The organism is Dysgonomonas sp. HDW5B, from assembly GCF_011299335.1.
Taxonomy (GTDB): Bacteria; Bacteroidota; Bacteroidia; order Bacteroidales; family Dysgonomonadaceae; genus Dysgonomonas_A.
The window spans coordinates 1427387-1450941 of the sequence record NZ_CP049858.1; the positions used below are offsets into that span (position 1 = coordinate 1427387).

The 23555-nt window shown below is 35.9% G+C and carries 17 protein-coding genes; 13 read left to right on the top strand and 4 right to left on the bottom strand.

Translation table 11 applies throughout. The features are described from left to right. Positions 1-30 precede the first annotated feature (30 nt). The 5 genes from G7051_RS05855 to G7051_RS05875 all read left to right on the top strand — a co-directional run bounded on the left by G7051_RS05855 (position 31) and on the right by G7051_RS05875 (position 9556). Positions 31-3240 carry a SusC/RagA family TonB-linked outer membrane protein gene (locus G7051_RS05855; protein ID WP_166199014.1) on the top strand — a complete coding sequence of 1070 codons (3210 nt, stop codon included), beginning with the start codon at positions 31-33 and terminating at the stop codon, positions 3238-3240. A gap of 17 nt (positions 3241-3257) precedes the next feature. Next, positions 3258-4868: a SusD/RagB family nutrient-binding outer membrane lipoprotein gene (locus G7051_RS05860; RefSeq protein ID WP_166199015.1), complete on the top strand. Its 1611-nt coding sequence runs from the start codon at positions 3258-3260 to the stop codon at positions 4866-4868. Between the two features lie 305 nt (positions 4869-5173). Next, positions 5174-7162, top strand: coding sequence for a glucosamine-6-phosphate deaminase (locus tag G7051_RS05865; RefSeq protein WP_166199016.1), 1989 nt, complete (start codon positions 5174-5176; stop codon positions 7160-7162). A 137-nt stretch (positions 7163-7299) separates the two neighbouring features. Then, positions 7300-8112, top strand: a complete 813-nt coding sequence (nagB, locus tag G7051_RS05870; RefSeq protein WP_166112395.1) for a glucosamine-6-phosphate deaminase — start codon at positions 7300-7302, stop codon at positions 8110-8112. 214 nt (positions 8113-8326) lie between these two features. Further along, complete coding sequence (locus G7051_RS05875) at positions 8327-9556, top strand: peroxiredoxin (protein ID WP_166199017.1); 1230 nt, start codon at positions 8327-8329, stop codon at positions 9554-9556. A gap of 61 nt (positions 9557-9617) precedes the next feature. Here the strand turns inward: G7051_RS05875 and G7051_RS05880 are convergent, their stop codons facing one another. Together G7051_RS05880 and G7051_RS05885 are read right to left on the bottom strand one after the other, a co-directional pair. Beyond that, positions 9618-10955: a TIGR00341 family protein gene (locus tag G7051_RS05880; RefSeq protein WP_166199018.1), complete on the bottom strand. Its 1338-nt coding sequence runs from the start codon at positions 10953-10955 to the stop codon at positions 9618-9620. Between the two features lie 26 nt (positions 10956-10981). After that, on the bottom strand, positions 10982-11728 hold the full coding sequence (locus G7051_RS05885) for a shikimate dehydrogenase (protein ID WP_166199019.1): 747 nt from the start codon (positions 11726-11728) through the stop codon (positions 10982-10984). A gap of 606 nt (positions 11729-12334) precedes the next feature. On the opposite strand from G7051_RS05885, the gene G7051_RS05890 reads away from it, so the two are divergent. From G7051_RS05890 to G7051_RS05905, 4 genes are all read left to right on the top strand, one after another. Continuing rightward, positions 12335-12487: a hypothetical protein gene (locus G7051_RS05890; RefSeq protein WP_166199020.1), complete on the top strand. Its 153-nt coding sequence runs from the start codon at positions 12335-12337 to the stop codon at positions 12485-12487. A gap of 76 nt (positions 12488-12563) precedes the next feature. After that, positions 12564-13481 (top strand): hypothetical protein, encoded by a 918-nt coding sequence (locus G7051_RS05895; RefSeq protein ID WP_166199021.1) that lies wholly within the window; start codon positions 12564-12566, stop codon positions 13479-13481. 43 nt (positions 13482-13524) lie between these two features. Then, positions 13525-16728, top strand: coding sequence for a SusC/RagA family TonB-linked outer membrane protein (locus tag G7051_RS05900; RefSeq protein ID WP_166199022.1), 3204 nt, complete (start codon positions 13525-13527; stop codon positions 16726-16728). Positions 16729-16797: 69 nt separating this feature from the next. Next, complete coding sequence (locus tag G7051_RS05905) at positions 16798-18228, top strand: SusD/RagB family nutrient-binding outer membrane lipoprotein (RefSeq protein WP_166199023.1); 1431 nt, start codon at positions 16798-16800, stop codon at positions 18226-18228. A gap of 60 nt (positions 18229-18288) precedes the next feature. Here the strand turns inward: G7051_RS05905 and G7051_RS05910 are convergent, their stop codons facing one another. Further along, the gene (locus G7051_RS05910; RefSeq protein ID WP_166199024.1) at positions 18289-19149 is read right to left on the bottom strand and encodes a GyrI-like domain-containing protein; all 861 of its coding nucleotides are present in this window, start codon (positions 19147-19149) and stop codon (positions 18289-18291) included. Positions 19150-19394: 245 nt separating this feature from the next. On the opposite strand from G7051_RS05910, the gene G7051_RS05915 reads away from it, so the two are divergent. Together G7051_RS05915 and G7051_RS05920 are read left to right on the top strand one after the other, a co-directional pair. Then, positions 19395-20180: a LiaF domain-containing protein gene (locus tag G7051_RS05915; RefSeq protein WP_166199025.1), complete on the top strand. Its 786-nt coding sequence runs from the start codon at positions 19395-19397 to the stop codon at positions 20178-20180. A gap of 109 nt (positions 20181-20289) precedes the next feature. Further along, on the top strand, positions 20290-21129 hold the full coding sequence (locus G7051_RS05920) for a LytTR family DNA-binding domain-containing protein (RefSeq protein WP_166199026.1): 840 nt from the start codon (positions 20290-20292) through the stop codon (positions 21127-21129). Between the two features lie 74 nt (positions 21130-21203). Here the strand turns inward: G7051_RS05920 and G7051_RS05925 are convergent, their stop codons facing one another. After that, on the bottom strand, positions 21204-21614 hold the full coding sequence (locus tag G7051_RS05925) for a hypothetical protein (RefSeq protein WP_166199027.1): 411 nt from the start codon (positions 21612-21614) through the stop codon (positions 21204-21206). A 313-nt stretch (positions 21615-21927) separates the two neighbouring features. Here G7051_RS05925 and G7051_RS05930 point away from each other — a divergent pair, with 313 nt between their 5' ends. Both G7051_RS05930 and G7051_RS05935 read left to right on the top strand, forming a co-directional pair. Then, the gene (locus tag G7051_RS05930; protein WP_166199028.1) at positions 21928-22815 is read left to right on the top strand and encodes a HEPN domain-containing protein; all 888 of its coding nucleotides are present in this window, start codon (positions 21928-21930) and stop codon (positions 22813-22815) included. Positions 22816-22842: 27 nt separating this feature from the next. Then, positions 22843-23478, top strand: a complete 636-nt coding sequence (locus G7051_RS05935; RefSeq protein ID WP_166199029.1) for a hypothetical protein — start codon at positions 22843-22845, stop codon at positions 23476-23478. Positions 23479-23555 lie beyond the last annotated feature (77 nt).

The following is a 23555-nucleotide window of genomic DNA, read 5'->3' on the forward strand; positions in this document are numbered from 1 at the left end:
ATTTATATATTTTCACTAAAAAGCGGCGTTATGGAAAACGGTAAACACATCAAACAAACAGAAGTACCTAAAAGAAGTGGCTTCAGGCTTCTTTCTCCCATTATGATGGTACTTATTATGCTCTTGTCAGGAATGACAATGAGAGCACAAACGGGAGGAAACATAACAGTATCAGGTATTGTTACAGATGGCAGTGGCGAAACTCTGATTGGAGCAAGTGTAGTACAAAAAGGAACTACTAATGCTTCAATGACAGGATTAGATGGAGACTATAAACTGACAGTACCATCGGATGCAACACTTGTTGTTACTTATGTAGGGTTTAATCCTAAAGAAGTACAAGTTAATGGAAAAACTAAACTAGACATCGTTGTATCGGAAGACACAAAACTTCTGGATGAAGTTGTAGTTACAGCATTAGGAATCAAGAGAGATAAAAAATCTCTGGGTTATGCACTACAAGAAATCAAAGGAGACCAACTGATGGAAACAAGAGATCCTAACGTTGCAAATGCATTAGCCGGTAAAGTAGCCGGATTGCAGATCAAGCAAAACGGATCAGGTCCTGCGGGTTCTTCTCGTATCGTATTACGTGGCAATAACTCTATCGGAGGAAACAATCAGCCTCTAATAGTAGTCGATGGTGTGCCTATCGATAACTTCTCGGGAGGTACAGATGACTTATTCAACGGTGGTATAGACAAAGGATCAGGTCTATCGGATATAGCTCCGGATGACATTGAGTCGATGTCAGTACTTAAAGGACCTGCAGCAGCAGCCCTTTATGGTTCACGCGCAGGTAATGGCGTAATCATGATCACTACCAAGAAAAGTTCAGGTAAAAAAGGCTTAGGTATTTCATACAACACCAACTTTGTTATTGAAAACCCTATGCAACTTCCTAAATACCAAAACACATATGGACAAGGACTAAACGGCAAATATGACGTGACTGCCTCATCAAGCTGGGGAGAAAAAATGACAGGACAAACGGTAAAAGATGTAATAGGCAGAGATGCTGTATATGCTTCTTACGGCAACGACCTTGAGGACATCATGCAAACCGGAACTACATGGACGAACAGCATTGACATAAGTAATAGTACCGACAAAGGAACTTTCCGTGTTGGTGTTATGAATTTATCTAACAAAGGAGTAGTACCAAATAGTTCTTTTGGAAGGACATCTGCAACAATCCGTGGAACAGCCAAATTATCAGACAAATTCTCTGTTGACGCGAAGCTGACCTATATCAACCAACAAGCAGATAATAGAATTAAAATCGGAGGAGACCCCGATAATATTTTCTATAACTACTTGTTAACACCCCGCTCTGTTCATTTAACAGACTACAAAGACCAATCTTTATATCCTAATTATGGTTTTGCGCCAAACACAATTGCAACCGATGGTAGTGGTATAAATTTGTCAGGCCTACCAGCCAGCTGGGTAAGTAACCACGGAGCAATGATAAGAAACCCATATTGGTCAATGTACAAAAATACAAATAGTGATAAGAGAAACCGTTTGATTGGATTTGGATCATTGAAATATGATTTTAATGACTGGTTAAACATTCAAGGACGTTATGGTATGGACTATTATGCTTCCCAATACAAGAACAGACAAGCAACCAATACTCCTTTCTGGGAAAAATCGGGAGATTATAGAATAACCAATGAGTCTTTCTATGAAATCAACTCTGACTTCCTTATTACTGCAACCAGAGATTTATCAGACAAAATCGGTTTAGTAGCGACAGGAGGGGGAAACATAATGTACAGAAGACTAAATACTGAAAGAACTATCGCAAACGGGCTAGTTATTCCAGATTTCTTTAGAATGGATAATGCTAAAAGAGCAACTACAGAAGATAGAATAACTCGCTCTCAAGTTAATTCTTTATATGCAACAGCGTCTTTTTCATATGACAATACATTATATTTAGATTTAACAGCACGTAACGACTGGTCTTCAACTCTTAATCCCGACAATCGTTCATTCTTCTATCCATCAGTAGGAGCAAGTTGGTTGATTACAGAATCTTTGGATAAGTGGGATGTTAATCACTCTGCTATTAATTTTGCAAAACTACGTGTATCTTGGGCACAGGTAGGAAACTCTGCTGATGCATACCAATTATTGAACGAAAGAAATATCAGCGTAACCAACATAACAAATACATTAACAAACCAATCTGAATCTTATTTCTTTAGTCGCTTTGACGAAACTAAGAGATTATATGATTTGAAAAACGAATTGGTTGAATCTTATGAAATAGGGCTTGAATTGAAAGCATTCAACAACCGTTTGGGACTAGACTTTGCATTCTACAATAAAGATGCTAAAGACCAGATTCTTAAAATGAATATCCCGGCTTCTTCAGGCTTTACTTATAAATATATTAATGCAGGTAATGTTCGAAACAGAGGTATAGAGCTTGTTTTATCAGGAACCCCTGTTCAAACAAAAGACTTCCAATGGAGTATGGATGTTAACTACTCTAGAAACAAAAACACAATTGTTAAGTTATATCCAGGTGTTGAACAGCAAATCTTGAACCACGTTTCAACAAGAAGTCTTGTAGAAATAGTAGCAAAAGAAGGCGGCTCTTATGGAGATATTTATGGTATCCCATATCTACGTAATGACAACGGGGATATATTAATTGACGATTCGGGTCTTCCAATCTTCGACACCAACAAGAAGAAGCTAGGAAACTCCAGCCCTCTTTGGATGGGTGGTATTGTAAACTACCTGACATACAAAAACTTTGATGTAATGTTCCAAATAGACATGAGATATGGAGGTGATGTATACATGGGGTCTATAGCCAGAGGTATGGGTGCAGGAACTCTTGAAGGAACTCTTGCCGGCAGAGAAGGTATGACAGTTGAAGGAAGCAGAAAATCTGACAATACTGCAAATACAACTCAAACCACAGCTCAGGAATATTGGGGCAGATTGGGATCAGGTTCAGAACCTTGGATTTATGATGCCACAAACATCAGATTCAGAGAGTTTAGCGTTGGATACACTATACCAAGAAAAGCTTTAAGCAAAACTCCATTCCAAGCTATCAAACTGAGCCTTGTAGGAAGAAACCTATTTATGATCTACAGCAAAACAAAAGGATTTGACCCTGAAGCAGGATTTACGTCAAGTAATGCTCAAGGTATCGAATTTGGATCAATGCCAACTCTCCGCAGTTATGGATTTAACCTAAATGTTTCATTCTAACACTAAAAACGTAAAATATGAAAACTAAAAATATAATATTATCCGGCCTTATTGGTCTTACCCTTCTAACCACATCTTGTGACAACGGGTTTGACGCAATAAATACCAATCCGAATGTACCCGGAACAATAGATTACTATAAATCAGATCTGGCAACTGCCCTAAGAGCCGGAGCTACACTCGATGGTGCAGATTTACATCAACGTATCAAAAGTATAAATGTAGATGTCTTCTCTCATTATCTGGAAAATGGTCCCGGAAGACGTAATTACACTCCCGCTGACTCTTACAATGAAGCATATTGGGGAGCACACTTCAGATGGATGTACCTATTAAATACTGTGATTGAAGATACAAAAGACAAGCCAGAACTTGCTAATTTTACAGCTCTTGCTAAAGTATGGAGAGTATACATCCAATCACAAGCAACTGATTTTTTTGGGCCGATGCCATTTCCGAAAAATACTGCTGATGCAGAATTTGCACCATATGAACCTCTTGCTGATCAATACAAATTCTTCTATAGTGAATTAAAGGAAGCCGTAGCCTTATTTGATGCGTCAAAAGCCTTTATGACCCCTGAGGATAATATATACTTTGGTCAAGTAGACAAATGGAAGAGGTTTACAAACTCATTGCATTTACGCTTAGCATTAAGAGTATCTGAGATAGATCCTGCATTATGTAAAACTGAAGCCCAAGCCGCAGTAAGCAATGCAGCAGGATTGATGGAGCTTAATGGAGATGCCAGAATCGGAAGCGTTACCGGTTGGGGAAATCAATACCCATACTATATGTATCAGATAGGATGGGGAGGCAAATCTGTGATGGTTACATCCATGGAAAAAGTACTTACAGGTATTGGCGGTCTGGCTTATCATGGGCCAACCGGAGCTATTGCTCCCGCAAAAGTAGACCCTCGTGGAGCTAAATATTTTGATCCCAGCTCCAAGAACAAAGAGTGGAAAGGTATTGCTCCCGGACTTATGAGTAACGAAGTGAGTAATATGAATACTGATTTCGGATACATGAGCCAATTGTGGATCTTAACCAGTGACTCCAGACCAATGGATGTATTCTTATATCCCGAAGTATGTTTCTTAATGGCTGAAGCGGTTGAAAGAGGCTTTGTTTCAGGATCAGGAACAGCTAAAGACTGGTATGAAAAAGGAGTAAAAGCATCTTTCCTAAACTGGGGAATTAGTGACGCCGATGCAACTGCCTATCTTGCTTCTGCAGCCAAGAATACTTGGGGTACTTCAGCTAATTACGATGATGCTACAGGAAACGGAAATACTAAACTTGAGAAAATCATAACTCAAAAATACATTGCAAACTATCCCGATCAAGCGTATCAGGCTTGGGATGACAAACGCAGATTAAATCTTCCGGCATTTGATATTCCTAAATATATCGATCCGGGAGCAGGAACATACCCTAGCAACTCGAAAGATATCAAGAATCCTGAGAATTTCATTTCTCGTATGACTTACCCTCAGTCTGAATCTTTGATAAATAATGCTAAATACCTTGAAGGTGTGGCACAATTAAGAGATGGAGATAAAACATCTTCTCCTCTATGGTGGGCATCTAAAAGAAGTAATTATGTTACATCTGTTGTAAATTAAACACCTTCTATTTACTATAGATATTTAAAAGAAGAAGTGCAAAGCGTAACAACTTTGCACTCTTTGTTTTCAACAACATTCTCAAAAGCTAAAACTAGTATTCAACAATACAGAGACGACTGACAAACCAGCAACTCAACAAAAGAATTAATGTCATTTCTAAAAGGAAAAACCAGTATTTCGCCCTATCAAAAAAATAATGTATAAGCGAAAATACCTTATGGAGAACAAATCGTTTGAACTTTAAAATGACTATCTTTGTTAATCATGGTTCAGTCTTAAATAAAACCGTAATAAAAGAAGATATGAAAACAGATTTAAGTTCTCAGATTACATTAGAACGGATACCTCAGAGATATTATCATCCGACTAATGCTTTTGAGCAAACCGCATTGACACGCTATGAAAAAATTGACACTCAGATCTATGAGTCGTCAAAAGCAGCATCCAATTACGTTGCCAGAAAAATTGGCGAAGAAATAAGAAGAAAACAAGAAGCCAAAGAGTACTATGTATTGGCTCTTCCGGGAGGACATTCACCACAAACCATCTATCAAGAACTGGTAAGATTACACCACGAGGAAAAATTAAGCTTCCAGAATGTAGTGATCTTTAGTGTATATGAATACTACCCTCTTCAAAAAGGATCGGATAGCAACCTACAATTATTAAAAGATCTACTATTAGATCATGTAGATATAGATTGGACTAAGGTATTTTCGCCTGATGGAGAAATTGCTAAAGACCAAATCTTCTCACACTGCAAATCTTATGAAGATAAGATCGAAAGCTATGGAGGAATAGATCACCTTTTACTTGGGTTAGGTAGAGGAGGAAATATCGGAGTAAATATCCCCGGTTCAAACATCAACTCTCAGACTCGCATCATTCTACTTGACAATCAGTCTCGCAAAGAAGCAACCAATACATTTGGATCTTTAGACAAAGTACCCGAAAGTGCTATCACTATGGGTATATCGACTATGCTAAAAGCTAAAAAGATCACCTTAATCGCTTGGGGAGAAGATAAAGCTCATAGTGTAAAAGATGTTGTAGAGGGTAAAAAAAGTGATGCAATACCAGCCTCTTGGTTGCAAAACCACCCTAATGTAAAGATATTTACAGATCTTAATTCGGCATACGATCTAACCAGAATAAGCAAACCTTGGTTAGTAACCAGCTGTGATTGGACAAATCAACTGATTCGCCGTGCCATAGTTTGGCTATGTTTCGAGGTAGATAAACCAATTCTTAAATTAACGAATAAAGATTATCAAGATAACAGTCTCGGTGAACTTTTAGCATTATACGGTTCGGCATACAACGTTAATATTAAGGTATTTAATGATTTGCAACACACAATTACAGGATGGCCTGGAGGAAAACCCAATGCAGACGACACCAATCGTCCCGAAAGAGCAACCCCATATCCAAAACGTGTGATCATATTCAGCCCACACCCTGATGATGATGTTATTTCTATGGGAGGCACCTTCCAACGTTTGGTTAACCAAAACCATGATGTACATGTTGCATATCAGACATCGGGTAATATTGCCGTTGGTGACGAAGAAGTAATTCGCTATGCATCTCTCATGGAGAATGTACGCGCTAAATACAGTCCGAACGATACCATTTTGAAAGAAGAATTAACAAAAGTTCTAAACTTCTTAATGAAAGAAAAGAAAGCCGGAGATGAAGATACCGCGGATGTATTATTCATGAAAGGACGTATTCGTCGTGAAGAAGCTACTGCCGGATGTCGCTTTGTCGGAATAAAAGATTCAAAAATAAAATTCCTGGATCTGCCTTTCTACGAAACAGGAAAAGTAAAGAAGAATCCAATATCAGAAGCAGATATAAAGATTGTAAAAGAATATTTACAGGAAATCAAACCTCATCAGGTATTTGTTGCAGGAGATTTAGCCGATCCTCACGGAACACATAAAGTTTGTCTGGATGCAATTCTAGCAGCTGTAGATGAATTAAAAAACGAAAAAACAGAATGGCTTAAAGATTGCCGCTTCTGGATGTATCGTGGAGCTTGGGCCGAATGGGAAATTGACTTCATCGAAATGGCAGTTCCTATCTCTCCCGAAGAATTGCGTTCTAAACGATTATCGATTCTTAAGCACCAGTCTCAGATGGAAAGTGCTCCATTCCTGGGTAATGATGAACGCCTATTCTGGCAACGTTCTGAAGATAGAAACCATGCTACTGCCGAATTATATCGCAGACTAGGGTTAGCTTCGTATGAAGCCATCGAAGCTTTTGTTGAATACAAGCCTCTTTAAGCCCTAAATAATAATAAAAGAAAGATAGGCTTGAATAAAGTCTATCTTTCTTTATGATTAACTATTGGAACCTCTTCTTCCAAAACAATAAAAAGGTCTGAGACCTTAAATATGAATAACCATAAACACTATACAACATGAGATTAATTATTCAGGCAGATTTTAACAACCTATCAAAATGGGCAGCAAATTATGTCGCAGCAAAAATTAATGAAGCTAAACCAACAGCAGATAAACCTTTTGTTCTAGGGTTACCTACCGGATCTTCTCCATTGGGAATGTATAAAAGCCTTATCGAATTAAATAAAAAAGGAGTCGTTTCTTTTAAAAATATAATCACTTTCAATATGGATGAATATGTAGGTTTACCTCAAAATCATCCTCAAAGCTATTACACATTTATGTGGGATAACTTTTTCAATCACGTAGATATCAACAAAGAAAATGTAAATATACTGAATGGTAATGCAGCCGATCTTGATAAAGAATGTGCCGCATACGAAGCTAAAATGAAATCGGTAGGTGGTGTAGACTTATTTTTAGGAGGCATCGGACCCGATGGGCATATTGCTTTCAATGAACCAGGATCGTCATTGTCTTCGAGAACTCGTGTAAAAACATTGACCAAAGATACTATTATTGCCAATTCAAGATTTTTCGACAACGACATCAACAAAGTTCCTAAAACTTCTGTAACTGTAGGCGTTGGTACAATATTGGATGCCAAAGAAGTATTAATTATGGTAAATGGCCACAATAAAGCAAGAGCATTAGCTCAGGCTGTTGAGGGATCAATAAACCAAATGTGGACTATTACAGCACTACAGCTTCACGAAAAAGCAATCATTGTATGTGATGAAGCTGCAACCGAAGAACTTAAAGTTGGAACATACAGATATTTCAAGGATATAGAGGGAGAAAACCTAAATCCTGATTCTTTACTGAAATAAGGCTATAAAACTTTATATATAAAAGCAGTCCATAATTCAATTGGACTGCTTTTTCTGTAAATACCATACTTATGGGATTTCATTTTACAAAAGACAATTATAACTTTGTATCCTAAATAATACGCAAAATAACAGCAAGCAATTAATTCAGAATTATTTATCAATTATAACTTGCTCAAGTAATAAATAGGTCTGTGACCTAAAATAGATAACAATGAAAAAATATTTAATATTAGGACTCTCTGCGACGCTAGCATTAGCTTCTTGCAAAAATGACAAACAAGAAAGCCCCAAATTAAAAGATGGAAAATGGCATGCCGAATTTAACGCCAAAGATGGAAGTATTCCGTTCTCATTCGAAGTAGAAAAAGGCAGCTCCGACAGTTCGGCAGTTGTAACTCTGATAAACGGAGCCGAGCGGGTGCCATTGGAAGGTGTAACATATAAAGGAGACAGCATCTTCATTCCTATAAAAGCATATGACACAGAACTTAAAGGAGTAATAAAAGGGGATTCTATTTCTGGTATTTTCAGAAGATTATTCTCCGAAGAAGATAAAGGATTGGAATTTAAAGCTGTATATGGAGCTACTCCCCGATTCGTAACAGAAGGTACCTCAGCCGATTCCTTAGATGGTAAATGGGATATACAGTTTATTACTGACTCTGAGACTAAAAATAACGTAGGCATATTTAGTCAAAAAGATGGTATACTTACAGGCTCTATTCTAACAAATTCGGGCGACTTCCGTTACCTGGAAGGAGTTTCTGATAAAAACGGGTTCAGACTATCTGCATTTGCCGGACTAAGTCCCTACCTTATCCAAGGTAAATTTACAGAAAAAGATAATTTTGAAGGAGAATTTATTACAGCCAGAGGTAGCCAAAAGATAAAAGGAACACGAAACCCGAATGCTCGTCTAGCTGATCCTTATGGACTTACACAACTGAAAAAAGGATATAACTCTATTGACTTGAAACTACGTGACCTGAAAGGTAACGAGGTCTCATTGACTGATCCTAAATTTAAGGACAAAGTAGTTATCATTTCAATTTTAGGGAGTTGGTGTCCAAACTGTTTAGACGAAGCAGAGTTTTTAGCCCCTTGGTACAAAGAAAATAAAGATAGAGGTGTAGAAATTGTAGGACTTGCTTTTGAACGTAAAGACGACCCAGAGTATATACAAAAGGTATTATCGAATCTGGTAAAGAAATATGATATTACTTATGATATACTTGTCGGAGGAAAAATCAGTGATTCCGAAAAAGTATTATCTGCTCTTGATGGTGGCTTAAAAAGCTACCCTACAACTATATTTATTGACAAGAAAGGTGTAGTGAGAAAAATTCATACAGGGTTTAACGGACCTGCAACAGGATTATTTTATGACGAATTCAAAACCGATTTTAATAAACTGGTAAATGAATTGCTTGCTGAAAAATAATGGTTATTGGTTTTTATGGGTAAAAAGAGAAACGATCAGAAGTATTACTTCTGATCGTTTTTTATCTATCCTTATCGTTCTCCTGAAAAAATAACATAACCAAAGTGGTATTCAAGCGCTTTTGTAACCATTCCTTAATTTGATTTCTTTCTTTAAGATTGAGAGAGTATTTCTCTTTTGTCGTGAATATAACAACACTTGTCTTTAATCGATTATCTATTGTATCTTGTGAATAAGTGACACCCTCAGAATAATTACATGACTCAATTTGAGGATATAAAGGCGAGATTTCGGTAAGAAGCTGCATACCAATCAAAAAACGACTTTTTATACTGTCTACTCTTTGCTCATTTTCTTTCAACTGTATATTTAGTCTATTAATTTCTTGCCTCAAGCTATTTTCTTGCGAAAGGCTTTTATCTCTTTGATCAGGTTCAAAAGCAATACCTTGCTCTATTTTTACCCCAAGAGTATCTATCTGGAAATCAATGGCTCTCTGAATGATATCTTTTCTATCTTCCTCATTGAATGATGTCCCTCCATACACTAAAAGAATTTGTTTTTTCTCAGCATTAATCTCATCTTTCAACAGATAGTTTCCTTTATAGATGCTTATACTTTTGACATACTTTCCGGCATTAATAGTGAACTTTTCGTTTTGAACCAGTTTATAACCAAGATATATACTTGGAAGAATTGTAATAGTAAGGATTACGGATATTATTTGATTTATTCTTTTCTTTCTGGCATCCTCGATATTACTACGTATCGGGAATTTCAAAATTTGTGCCACAGCAGTTGAAGCTAAGGCAATACATACCGTATTGATCGTGAAAAGATAAAAAGCTCCAAAGAAGAATGTAAACTGACCTGTTGCCAAACCATACCCTGCTGTACAAAGAGGAGGCATTAAAGCAGTTGCAATTGCCACTCCGGGAATAACATTACCTTTATTTTTGCTACTAATGGCAATAATTCCGGCAAACCCACCGAATAAAGCAATCAACACATCATAGATCGTCGGGCTGGTACGAGCCAATAACTCGGACTGGGCATTTGAAACAGGGCTAACTATAAAATACAATGTTGAAGCGACCAAACTTGCTCCTACTGCAAATGTAAAATTCTTTATGGAACGCTTGAAAAGTATATAGTCGTTAATAGCAATGCTATAGCCCATTCCGTTTATGGGTCCCATCAAAGGAGAAATAAGCATTGCTCCTATAATTACGGCCGTAGAATTTGTATTTAATCCTACCGAAGCAATAATAATAGCAAAAACTAAAATCCACAGGTTTGTTCCTTTAAAAATAATTCCCTTTTCGATGCTCTGGTGAATCTCCTCAAAATCTTCGATTTCACCTTTCAAGTTTATATACTTTAATAGCTTGCGAATCATATTCTTTCAAATTAAATATCGTTATACTAAATAGCATTCCATATATTCCAAGCTGCAAGAGCCTGTAATTGGAGCATCTCACCACCATTTTTTATTTTTGCCCCCTGCTTTCTTCCTAATTCGAGAAACTTCGTTACCGGAGGGTTATATACAAGATCATATAACAGATGAGAGTCGGTAAGATACTCATAGGGAATATCCGGACACTCATCTATATTAGGAAAGGTACCTACAGGCGATGCATTTACTATCACTTTATATTCTGATAATATTTCAGGAGTAAGGTCTTTATATGTAAAAACTCCGTCAGCGGAAGTGCGTGATACATATTTAGTCTCCAAACCCAATTTTCTCAAACCGTATTCAACGGCTTTTGAAGCGCCTCCTGTTCCTAATATTAAAGCTTTTTGATGAAGTAGAGGATCAATCATGGGCTGTATTGAATTTTGAAATCCAATCAAATCCGAATTATAACCTTTCAAAGTAATGTTACCTTCTTTTCGTATTATTTTGATAACATTAACGGCTCCAATAGCCTTTGCTGTTTCATCCAATTCATCCAAAAAGCGAAGCACTTGCTCTTTATATGGAATCGTAACATTAAGCCCTTTGATATTTGGATCAGAGTTTATAATAAAAGGTAGATTATTTATATCTGCAATTTCGTAGTTACTATACTCTGCCTCAATGCTTTCATTTTTAAATTTATCACCAAAAAATTTATAAGAAAACGAATGTTTGAGAGGATAACCGATAAGTCCGTATTTTTCCATGGGTATTATTATTTACAAGCAAAAATAGTTATAAGCTGCGGAATTAAAAACACGTACCTATTTTAATCCGTTTTTCAAAGACAAAAACCGGAAAGAAGATATAAATATTTCGAAATAATAGTAGGAGACAATAAATACTATAGCGATCTAGAGTTCTGATAAATTTATTCTACATAGAATATGATTAGGTCAAAAAACAGTAGGATAAATTATCTGGATAGTTGCACAAACAGTAATAGAATAAAGAGATTTTATGCAAGAACAAACATAATCTAGCATTATAGAATTTTTAAAATAAAATACTAACAAATTATATTAACCCTCATTATCTTATCACTTCAAATATACCTAAATATTTTTATTGAAAAGAATTAATTCAGCATAAAAAAATTGAAGTTTGACAGACACACAAGCTCTCAAACATATATTATTCAACAAAATATACTGTATGAAAAGAAATGTACATCTATAATATTCAAGACATCATAGATAGACCCAATCAAATATACCACATATATGGTATTTCGAAATTAGTATATGTTAGCTTCTTTTGTGAAAGAATTTTAAGACATCGTTTTAAAGGTTTATCACTAATAGTATCAAGACATGAAATCAGTATTTTTCACATCTACAATTCAAGATTATTCAACAGTAGGAAACTACTCATTGTCTTATTTAAAATCGGCTAACCAAGCTGTAGAAGCTCTACTTACCGATGTATATTGTTGTCCATATATGCGAATGTGCATGCCTTGCTGACCACCTCTCTACGATGGGTATCACACCCAACACTTTATATCCCAAAAACAATATTCAAAATATAATAAGAAACAATATGAAAACTTCAAGATATATCAAATTCACATTTATAGCCGCTCTTTTTTTAGTTACCGGATCAATTATTGCTCAGAACACAGAAAACACATTATATATAAAAGGAGCAAATTTCACTCACCCTATCTTAAATGCGTGGATAACTGAGTATAATAAAACCAATCCCAGTGTAGTAATAAAAGTAGCTGATCGAAATACAAATAATGAAGCTATTGACATAAATGTAGTTACAAACGAAAATCAAATAAAAAATCCTGCTCAACAATCATTACAAGTAGCAAGATACGCCATATTACCTGTTGCTAACAAACAAAACCCTCTATTCTCAGAAATAAGTAATAAGGGTTTAGATAAAAATAAAATCAAACAACTTTTTTTCGAGAAAGATATTGACGATGAAGGCAAATATCCCTTCAAAAATGAAGTTACAATTTATTCGGGAAACCTCGAAACATCTAACTCGGAAGTCATTTCAAATTATTTCGGAAAAACAGAAGATCAACTAAAAGGTAAAAAGATCGCAGGCGATGATATTTTCCTTATCAATGCCCTTAAAAAAGACGAAACCGGTGTTGCCTTTAACTATCTGTCTTACATATACGATACTAAGACACGTGAATTAAAAGATAATATAGCCATACTACCTATCGATTTGAAAAAGGATCAATGGCAAGCTGTAAATTCGGGTATAGACGCAACACTAACATTACTTGAAAGCGAAAAAATAAATCTTATTCCAATCGAGACTCTTAGCTTAGCTTTTGATTCAAAACTACCTAAAGAAGCTCAAAGCTTCATAGAATGGGTTGTAAACGATGGTCAGAATCTTAATCATGACTATGGTTTTCTAAATATCGATTCAAAAGAGAAGAAAAATATCCAACAACAAATTATCAATTACGCCAGCTTAGAAAAATAAGCAAGTCTACTACTATTCAATAAATAAAAAAAGATTAATTTATATGCTGCAACAACATTCACAATCGCTATATAATATAGCGAAAGCACTCTTGCTGACTCTATTTTTATTGGGAGGTACAGCAATATATGCTCAGAATACAACCATACATGGAGAAGTTTTAGATAGAAATCGCTTACCTCTTCCCGGAGTTTCGGTTACTTTAAAATCTTCAGCTAAAGTAAATACGGCTACAGATCTTGATGGTCAATTTACAATTAAAGTTTCCGAAGATCTACCTGTAACACTCGTATTCAATTTTTTAGGATACAAGACTCAGGAAGTAGATGTTTATGATAGCAATGAACCAGTTAATGTTATTCTATCTGAAAATAATAACCTGCTGGATGAAGTGGTAGTGACTGCTTTAGGGATCAACAGAGAAAAGAAATCACTAGGTTATACTACTCAGGAATTAAAGAGTAATGACCTAAAGGGTAATAAAGAGCCTAACTTATTAAATTCTCTTAGTGGAAAATTGGCAGGTGTACGCATCACCAATTCACAAGGAGATATGGGATCTTCACGTATCATTATTCGTGGGGAAACATCTATTGCCGGAAATAATCAGCCTCTATTTGTTGTAGATGGTATACCTGTAGACAATTCACAACTTAACTCAGGAGGAGCTACTCGTGACTTTAGAAATGCAATAGCCGACCTTAACCCCGAAGATATCGAAACGATGAGTGTGCTTAAAGGCCCTAATGCAGCCGCACTATATGGATCTCGTGCTGCTCAAGGAGTTGTTTTGATCACAACCAAAACCGGAAAAGGGCAAAAAGGAATCGGTGTATCTTTCAATTCGGGCGTAATTCTATCTACTGTAGCAAGTCTTCCTGAATTTCAAAATTCTTTTGGACAAGGTTCGAATGGTTTATTCAGTTATGTTGACGGAAAAGGTGGTGGTATCAACGACGGTGTAGACGAAAGTTGGGGTCCAAGAATGGACGGAAGGCTTATTCCTCAATTCTTCTCAAACGGAGAGGCTGTTCCTTTCGTTGCTCATCCGAATAATGTAAGAGACTTTTTCAATACAGGTGTAACGTTTAACAATGGTGTATCGGTATCCGGTTCAGACGAGAAATATAATTTCCGCTTAGGTGTAAATCACGAAAATCAAAAAGGTGTAGTGCCTAACACTCAGATTAAGAAAACAAATTTCTCTATCAATACAAGTTATCAATTGACCAAGAGAGTTAAAGTTGGAGCTACTGCCAATTATATTGTGAACGATGTTCCTAACCTTCCGGGAGGTCCATCAGGAGGTCGTGCAGCCGGTGTAATGCTTCAATTCTTATGGTTTGGTCGTCAGGTTGATATAAATGAACTGAAAAATAACAGAGATGTAAACTGGAATAACAGTTACTATAGCAATCCTTACTGGAATGCATATTATAATACTGTACAACAAAAAAGAAACAGACTTATCGGAGATGTACATGCAGATATTAATCTAGCACAAGGTCTGGACTTTAAATTCCGTACAGGAACCGATTACTATAACGATCGCCGAAAATACACCATCAAATATGGCACTAACGGTACTCCATACGGATCATATGCCGAAGATGCATATACTGTTAATGAGAACAATACAGAGGCAATCTTAACTTATACTCGTGAGTTAAATAAAGATTTTCATTTGGATGCTCTTGCAGGATTTAACGTAATGAACAAAACATATGAGAACAATTACCAAAAAGCCCCAAGATTGGCTGTTCCTGATCTTTATACTTTAACTAACTCAAGAGACCCGTTAACATCTTCGAATGAATACAAAGCCCGAAGAATATATAGTGCTTATGCATCTGCCCAACTTGGATATAAAGGTTATGCATTTTTGAACCTTACCGCTCGTAACGACTGGTCATCGGCATTACCTCGTGAGAACCGATCGTATATGTATCCTTCTGTAAATGCGAGTTTAGTTTTAACAGAGGCTTTAGATATAAAAAGCAGTACGCTAAGTTTCTTAAAACTGCGTGCCGGATGGGCGGAAGTAGGTAATGACGGGGGTGAGCCTTATCAGCTGGTAACTGTATTCAATTCGGAAACTGCTTTTCAAGGAAATCCGATACAAACCTCTTCGAAATTGAAAAGAAACCCGAACTTAAAACCCGAAACTACCCGTTCTACTGAAATCGGTACAGAGTTGGCTCTGTTCAATAATAGAGTGCGTTTAGACTTTGCTTGGTATAATACCAACAGTATTAATCAGGTTCTTGAAATCAAGACAACCGCAGCTAGTGGATATACCTCTCAATTACTGAATGCAGGAAAAATAAATAACAAAGGTTATGAAATTCAACTAGATGTTATGCCTGTTGAAACAAAAGACTTTAAATGGAATGTTGGTCTGAACTACTCTTCCAACAGAAGTAAAGTTGTCGTTCTTGATCGGGATGGGCTGATCGAAAATTACACAGTAGGTTCTTCGGGTGGTGTAGATATATTGGCCTCTGTTGGTCAAAAATATGGTATTCTATATGGTACAGCCTATCAGAGAGATGATAATGGAAATATTATTGTTGCATCCAATGGTTTACCTAAAGCAGATCCTCAAAAGAAAGTATTAGGACATTATACTCCTGATTGGTTAGGTGGTATCAGTAATACATTTACGTATAAAAGCTTTGACTTCTCATTCCTGATTGATGCCAGCATCGGTGGAAGTATTTACTCCGGAACTAACAGAACAGGTAATTATACAGGAGTATTGGAACAAACCCTTCCGGGACGTGGAGCCGAAAATGGAGGTATTGAATACTATTACGCAGGAAATGATACAAAAACACCAAGAATACCTCTTAATGGAGGCACAGCACCATCGGGAGTAAACGTATATGATGACGGTATGATCTTCCAAGGTGTTCTGGAAAATGGTAATCCAAATACCACAATTTTAAGTGCACAGGAATACTACAAAGCATCTTATAACATCAATGAAGCTTATGTATATAAAGCCGATTACATTAAATTCCGTGAAATAAAGCTGACATATACATTCAATAAGAGCTTGTTGAAAAATATCGGATTGCAAGGTGCTAACATATCAGCATTTGGTCGTAATCTGTTCTTTATATACAAAGATGCTCCGAATATTGATCCCGAAACAGCTTTCAATACAGGAAATGCGCAAGGTCTGGAAAGTCTAGCATTGCCAACAACAAGGTCTTTTGGAGTTAATCTGAATCTTCAGTTTTAAATTACAGACCATTTATCACATTGTCTGGTATAATAACTAAAGACAGTTATAATTATAAAAATCGAATTTATGCTTAAAAATATATTATCAATCCTATTAGTTGCTTTTGCTCTTAGTTCGTGCAACGACCAACTGGATGACATCAACCGAAATCCAAATGCAACCGAAACTCCTCTTGCTCCGTTTCTTCTTACGGGTAGTTTAAAACACGGAGCCGATCTTTATTGGGGATCAAACAGCAGTTTCAATTCATCGTTGTTATTTATTCAGCAGTGGGCAAAGATACAGTATACTGAGCCTGACAGATATCAAATTTCAAATACTGACGCAGAAATCACGACCTTATGGAATACTGGTTATGCAACATTGATTACTGATTTGAATACTATTCTGGCATTTCCTGAAGCACAAGCCAATTCAAACTTCAAAGGCATTGCTTTGGCATTGCGTTCTTGGACATTTTTACTACTTGCTGATACATATGGAGATGTACCATACAAAGATGCGGGACAAACAGTTAGTCCTTCCTATAATACCCAAAGAGAAGTTTACCTGGGTTTATTAGAAGATTTAACCGAAGCCCAAAATCTATTAGATGCTTCGAAAGGTGCTGTTACCGGAGATTTGGTATACAATGGAGATATCGGTAAATGGAAAAAATTTGTAAACTCACTGCGGTTACGTATTGCATTGAGAATCTCCGATCGTGAAGCAGAGCTAGCCAAGCAAACTATTGCCAGCGTGGTGGCTGATCCAGCCGGTCTTATCAGCAATAATAACGAAACATTCAAATTTATCTATACAAGTTCTCCTCAACAAAACCCGGCGGCAGCATGGTTTGAAACCCGAGACGATTATAGAGTATCTAAAACTATTGTAGATAAATTATATGAACTTTCGGACCCGAGATTACCTGTATATGCACAATTGCCTTCAGATACATCTGTTGACAGATATGTAGGTGCTGCCAACGGTTTATCAAACAGTGATGCTAATAATCAGGGTTTTGCAAAAACCTCTAAACCGGGAACTTATTTCTTAAAATCTGAATCTCCTGCCGTTATATTCAGTTATGCTGAAGTATTATTCGGATTATCGGAAGCCGTAGCCAGAGGATTTATTTCGGGTGATGCCGAGACTTACTATAAACAAGCGGTTACAGCATCATTAAACCAGTTTGGTATTACCGATGCAACTACTGTAGCTGATTACCTGAATCAGGCAAAAGTGAAATACGATGCCTCAAACTATAAAAAATCTATCGGAGAGCAAAAATGGATCGCTTTTTACGGACAGGGATTAGATGCCTTTGCTGAATGGAGAAGGTTGGATTATCCTGAGCTTAAACCCGGAAGTGCAACTGTGCTGGAAGGTCAAATGCCTCTACGCTTCTTTTACCCGGGAACGGAACAATCCTTAAACGGTAAAAGCTATAAAGCTGCTGTAGCAAATCAAGGTGAAGACCTGCTTACTACACGACTTTGGTTTGATGTAAAATAAAAAAAATTACTGATATAAAATGAAGGAGTATAGCCGAATTGGCTATACTCCTTTTTCTGCTTATTCAATCGGAAGATAAATTTCAGTTTTCAGTTTATCGGGAGAAGTTCTATCGGGATGATTAAGATATTTCTCAAATGCAGGAACGTTTCTCAATTTGCAATTACTGTCAGGCAGCCACTTTGCATAGATAGTATCATATACACTGCCCAGATTTTCATACGGCCCCTGATATAAAAAAATTGCATACTTACCTCCGCTTATTTCTTTGACTCCTATTTCACCTTTAGGTAAGGCCTTTTTAGGAAGAACTAAACAAATATCAGTGCGAAGCTTATCCGCTTCTGTAACTTTGGGGTCATCATGGTAGACACAAAGATGTTCTATACCTGCCGAAAAGAGTTTGTTTTCTTTTACATATGCCCATAAGCGTGTCCAACATCCGCTAAAATCAACATCGGAATATTTGCCAAAAATCTGAATATAGATAACCTGCTTGGGTTCCAACTCCTTTATTTTGGGTGCTTTCAGTTTTAAATCTTCATTTAATAATAGTGATCTCATAATCGTGTGGTTTTTATTGTTTCTAAATTCGATTGGTGAGATTCCATAAAACGACTTAAACGATTTCGACAAAGAGGAAGGCACATCATATCCTGTTTGATAAGCAATATCTTGCACCGATAGATCCGAATGGCGTAACAATCGAGCTGCAGTCTCGATACGTAAACGTACAATAAAAGCCCCTAAAGATTCACCCAGAAAAGCTTTCATGATACGGTGAAAATGATACGGTGAAAAATTTGCCTTTTCGGCTAAACTATTCAAGTCCAAATCCTCACTCAGGTGTGCATTGATATGCTCAATAATAATATTGACTTGCTTTTGATACTCTTCCTTAGTTGATAATCTCTGATTCATTTCGTTTTTATTTAATCTCACGACAAAAATAGATCACAATTACAAATCCGGCTTTTCCAAACTTGCTAACATCACAAAACGTTGTATTTATAAAACATTCCCCCTTATAAAGGGTGATACATCTGTTTCAATTCCACACAGATGTAGATAGTTTCGTCAACAAAAATAGTTATTTCGTCATTATTCTGTTTTTGACAGTATTTAAAACTCCTACATTTGTTATAAACAATAAAAAACGTATCACAATGGAAAATGAATTTAAAATAAAAAATAAAGAATCACAAGGTAAAATAGGATTTGCCATACTACTTGTACTTGCAGGAATTATTCTTCTTGCATTTAATCTCGAACTGATACCCTTGATTTACAAGCCTATATTAATATCGTGGCAAATGCTTTTAGTGGTATTGGGTATTGCTGCTTTTATTAAACGCCACTTTGTGAATGCAATCATTCTGATATCTGTAGGGGGATTTTTCATCTTACCTGTTATAGGTCAAAACTTTCCCGAAGTATTAAATGGAACACTTAATAATGCTCAGAATTATTGGCCTGTATTGCTTATCATTGGAGGAATCCTGTTTCTATTCAAAAAAAACGATCACGGAATGTGCAGTAAATATTGTCAGCCAAAGAAATTCATTTCAGATATGAGTAAAGGATGTTCAAATACCAATACCGATACCGGAAATGATTATGTAGATAAAGCGGTATTATTCAATGGCAGCGAAGAAATTGTATTTTCATCCAACTTTAGAGGAGGAGAAGCAAATGCTGCTTTTGGGGAGATTAAACTTGATCTTAGAAAAGTAAGTGGCTTAAGTACAAATAATAAACTTGAAGTAAATGCTATGTTTGGCTCTATAATAGTTTATGTTCCTAGCGAATGGCAGATAAACTTAAAATCAAGTGCCATGTTTGGTGACGTTCAAGATAAAAGACACATGGTTGATACCCCCATTTCTGACAGCACTCCAATTTTGAATTTGAAAGCTGCTTGCATGTTCGGGAATGTCGAAATTAGAAACTAAGGTTGCAAACCTCTGCGATGCTCTTACGGGTACAACCACAAGAGGCTACTTAATCATAAAATGCAGCAATACTATTGATGCTGCATAAATACACATTATCATTTATCAGATGAATAATAGTCATTTAAAATTACTAATTCTCCCATTAATTATTGTAATTATTACTCTTATAGTAACAGTTGCAATAATGGCTCCGCTTATACCGTTACCTCTCTCCGATCTTATTTTAGATGGGACTATATTCGGATTATTATTGGCGATATTAAATTTCTTATTAAAAGAGATCATTAGATATTCCAATTATAAATCATTACCTATAATTCAGCAAATCGTTAACTACGGAGCATTAGCCATATTATTCGTATTAAGTTGGGTAGGAATAAGCTTTTTGATAGTTTATATAGTATCGCCGGAGAATGCAATGAATTATGTACTCCCGACCGTACCAATACGGATTACCCTAGCTTTACTAAGCTATGGATTGCTTATATTATTATATGGATATATTTTTACTCAAAATCAAGAGGAAGAAGTTAGCATAGACATCGATGTAGAGCATACTACAGATATCGAATCCTCAGAAAAAGCCATGACAAACGAAGACTCTTCTGAAAGCGAAATACTAGAACATATTGCTGTGAAAAATGGGCAGAAAATTGACCTTATATTTATCAATGATATAATATCTATTCAGGCTGAAGGAAACTATGTAATGATCTTCACCCCCAAAGGGAAGTATTTGAAGGAACAAACTATGAAGTATTTTGGAGACCATTTACCTGCCAATAAATTTGTCAGGGTACACCGTTCAAATATTATAAATATAGATTATATACAACGCATAGAACTGTATGAGAAACAAAGCCAAATGCTAAAACTACAGAATAATCTACAAGTTAAAATGAGTATTGCCGGATATAAAGAGTTGAAAAGGGTACTAAATCTCTAAAAAGATTCGTCATAAGAACGAAGCTAATATCTTGGAATAAGGGTGTGCCGTAATCAGCACACCCTCGCCTTTTATCAATTATTGTATTTATCCGCATCTACAAACTTATAAAAATAGAAGTGCGTGCCTTCATTCTCTTCTATTTTACAGTAAATAGAGTCTTTCAATATCCAGCATTTTTTTCTGTAACTGTAATATTTTGAGAACTGACGCATAAAGATGATGAATAAGGTTTCATCTTTCGGGTCGTAAAAATGAATAGATGCAGAATAGCACTTATCTTCTTTGTCCATAATAAAGGTCAGGGAGGCGTTCTCTTTGTCAAAACTTACCTCCACACAATCTAAGAGATTACCTTTTTCCATATATCTTATCAGGCATACAGGATAGTTGTTGTACTTCTCTTTTACTGCCAGGTGAGACAGGGGAAGGGCTGCACATGCGTGTTCAATCAAGTGCGTGAAATTGTTATTTTTCTGATTCATAAACATCCGCTTTTGAGCCTGCTATGGGTAGCAAGCCGATATAAATACTAGAATGAATAGTTTATATCACTGCGGTCTTTATTTGTCGGTTTGTATGGAGTGATAAACCAACAATGGCAGGATGTTATTACAAAGATATGATTTTACTTGAAAAGTTAATTTCTATTTCTCTTTTTTACATACCTTTATACTCTTAGCTTTATAGTTAAGGTCTCAGACCTTTTTATTACTTTGGCAAGTAAAACAACTATAGCTAGTTATAACTTTAAAGTATTGCATTAAATATTTTGTATTACTTATTAACAGGATTCCGATGAAAAAGTCTATATCACATTTACCGTCAACAAACCAAAGGGATTTGCATTATCTTGTAGAATCTATTTTAAGTCGTGTTAAGCAAACCGAAATGATAATTCTATTTGGTAGCTATGCCCGTAACGATTTTGTAATATATGATGAAAAATTTGAATTCGGCAAGATTCAGTTTTATGTAAGTGATTACGATATATTGGTTGTTACAAGCGGTATTTCTGACGGTATTGCAGGAAAAGCGCTGGATAATATAGAAGTTCAGTACTACAATCGGGCAAAAGATCCTGACAGGCAGCCTCCTGTTCAATTTATCACTATCGATATGAAGAAATTGAATAAGGAACTGAAAGAGGGCAGGTATTTCTATACGCAGATAAAACAGGAAGGTGTAATTCTATATGATAGTGGAAACCATAAGCTAGCTCGCAGACGTAAGCTAAATTTTGAAGAAATAAAACAACAGGCTCAGGAATATTTTGATGATAAATTTCCTTATGCAAATCAATTTTTGCATACAGCAAGACTAATTTATACAGAGAAGTATTACAAAATGGCATCATTTAATTTACATCAAGCCTGTGAAAACTATTTTTATACCATACGTTTGGTCTATACTCAGCAGAATAGTAAACAGCATAACTTAACAAAATTACTAAACTCGGTAAAGAAATATTCGACTGATTTTGTAAAAGTATTTCCACAGGATACTCCGGAAGAAAAACGGTTATTTGAACTTATTAAAGCTGCTTATGTAAATGGACGTTATGATCCTGATTTTGTTGTTACAAAAGAGGATATTGATGCTCTTGTTCCGAAAGTGGAACTATTGAGGGATATTACAAAGCGTATTTGTGAGGAGAGGATTGGGGAGTATGGGAGTATGGGGTAATGGAAACTTATTTTAATTTGCGGAGATATGCTGGATAAAGAAGAATATAATTTGATGATCAAAATATTGTCAAGCCACACAAAAAATGACTCTTTTGTAGAAATAGAGAAGAATGTCATTTCTATAAAAGATGCTTTATTTAGGAAAGATCCTAAGATGTTAGATTCAATAGCTCTAAAAAAAGTATTTTTAGAGCAAGATAGTTTGAGTCTGATCCTTAAAGGACATTTGTATATTGAGGTGCTCTTAAATGACATTATTGAAACAGATCCAGAATGTGAGCATAAAACGTTAAGAAAAATGTATGAATTGCTTGATTCTACATTCTTTAATAAATTGACGTTTTTGGGAACAAAAGGCTTATTGGATGATGATTTGTACAAAGACATAGATGCTATAAATCGGTACAGAAATAAATTTGCACATAACTTCGAATTTTGCATCTGTGATTTGAGTTTATTTGATGACATTTCATTATTCACAGGAAAGCAAATAAAGCAAAAAAGGAATAAACTTGAGAATGAAGCTCTATTTCGCTTCGCAATAAGATTTGCTTTTATGTATACTTTTGATAGGCTATATCAAAAATTCAACTACTTGCTCGCTATTAAAAAGGAGCATAAGAGAGCACATTATCATCCTCTTGAATTCAACAATCACTAATAATATTCATGCAATAAATGCACAACAATATGCCAATAACAGTATTTGATGATTCGCCTGAAGAAAAAATGAATAAG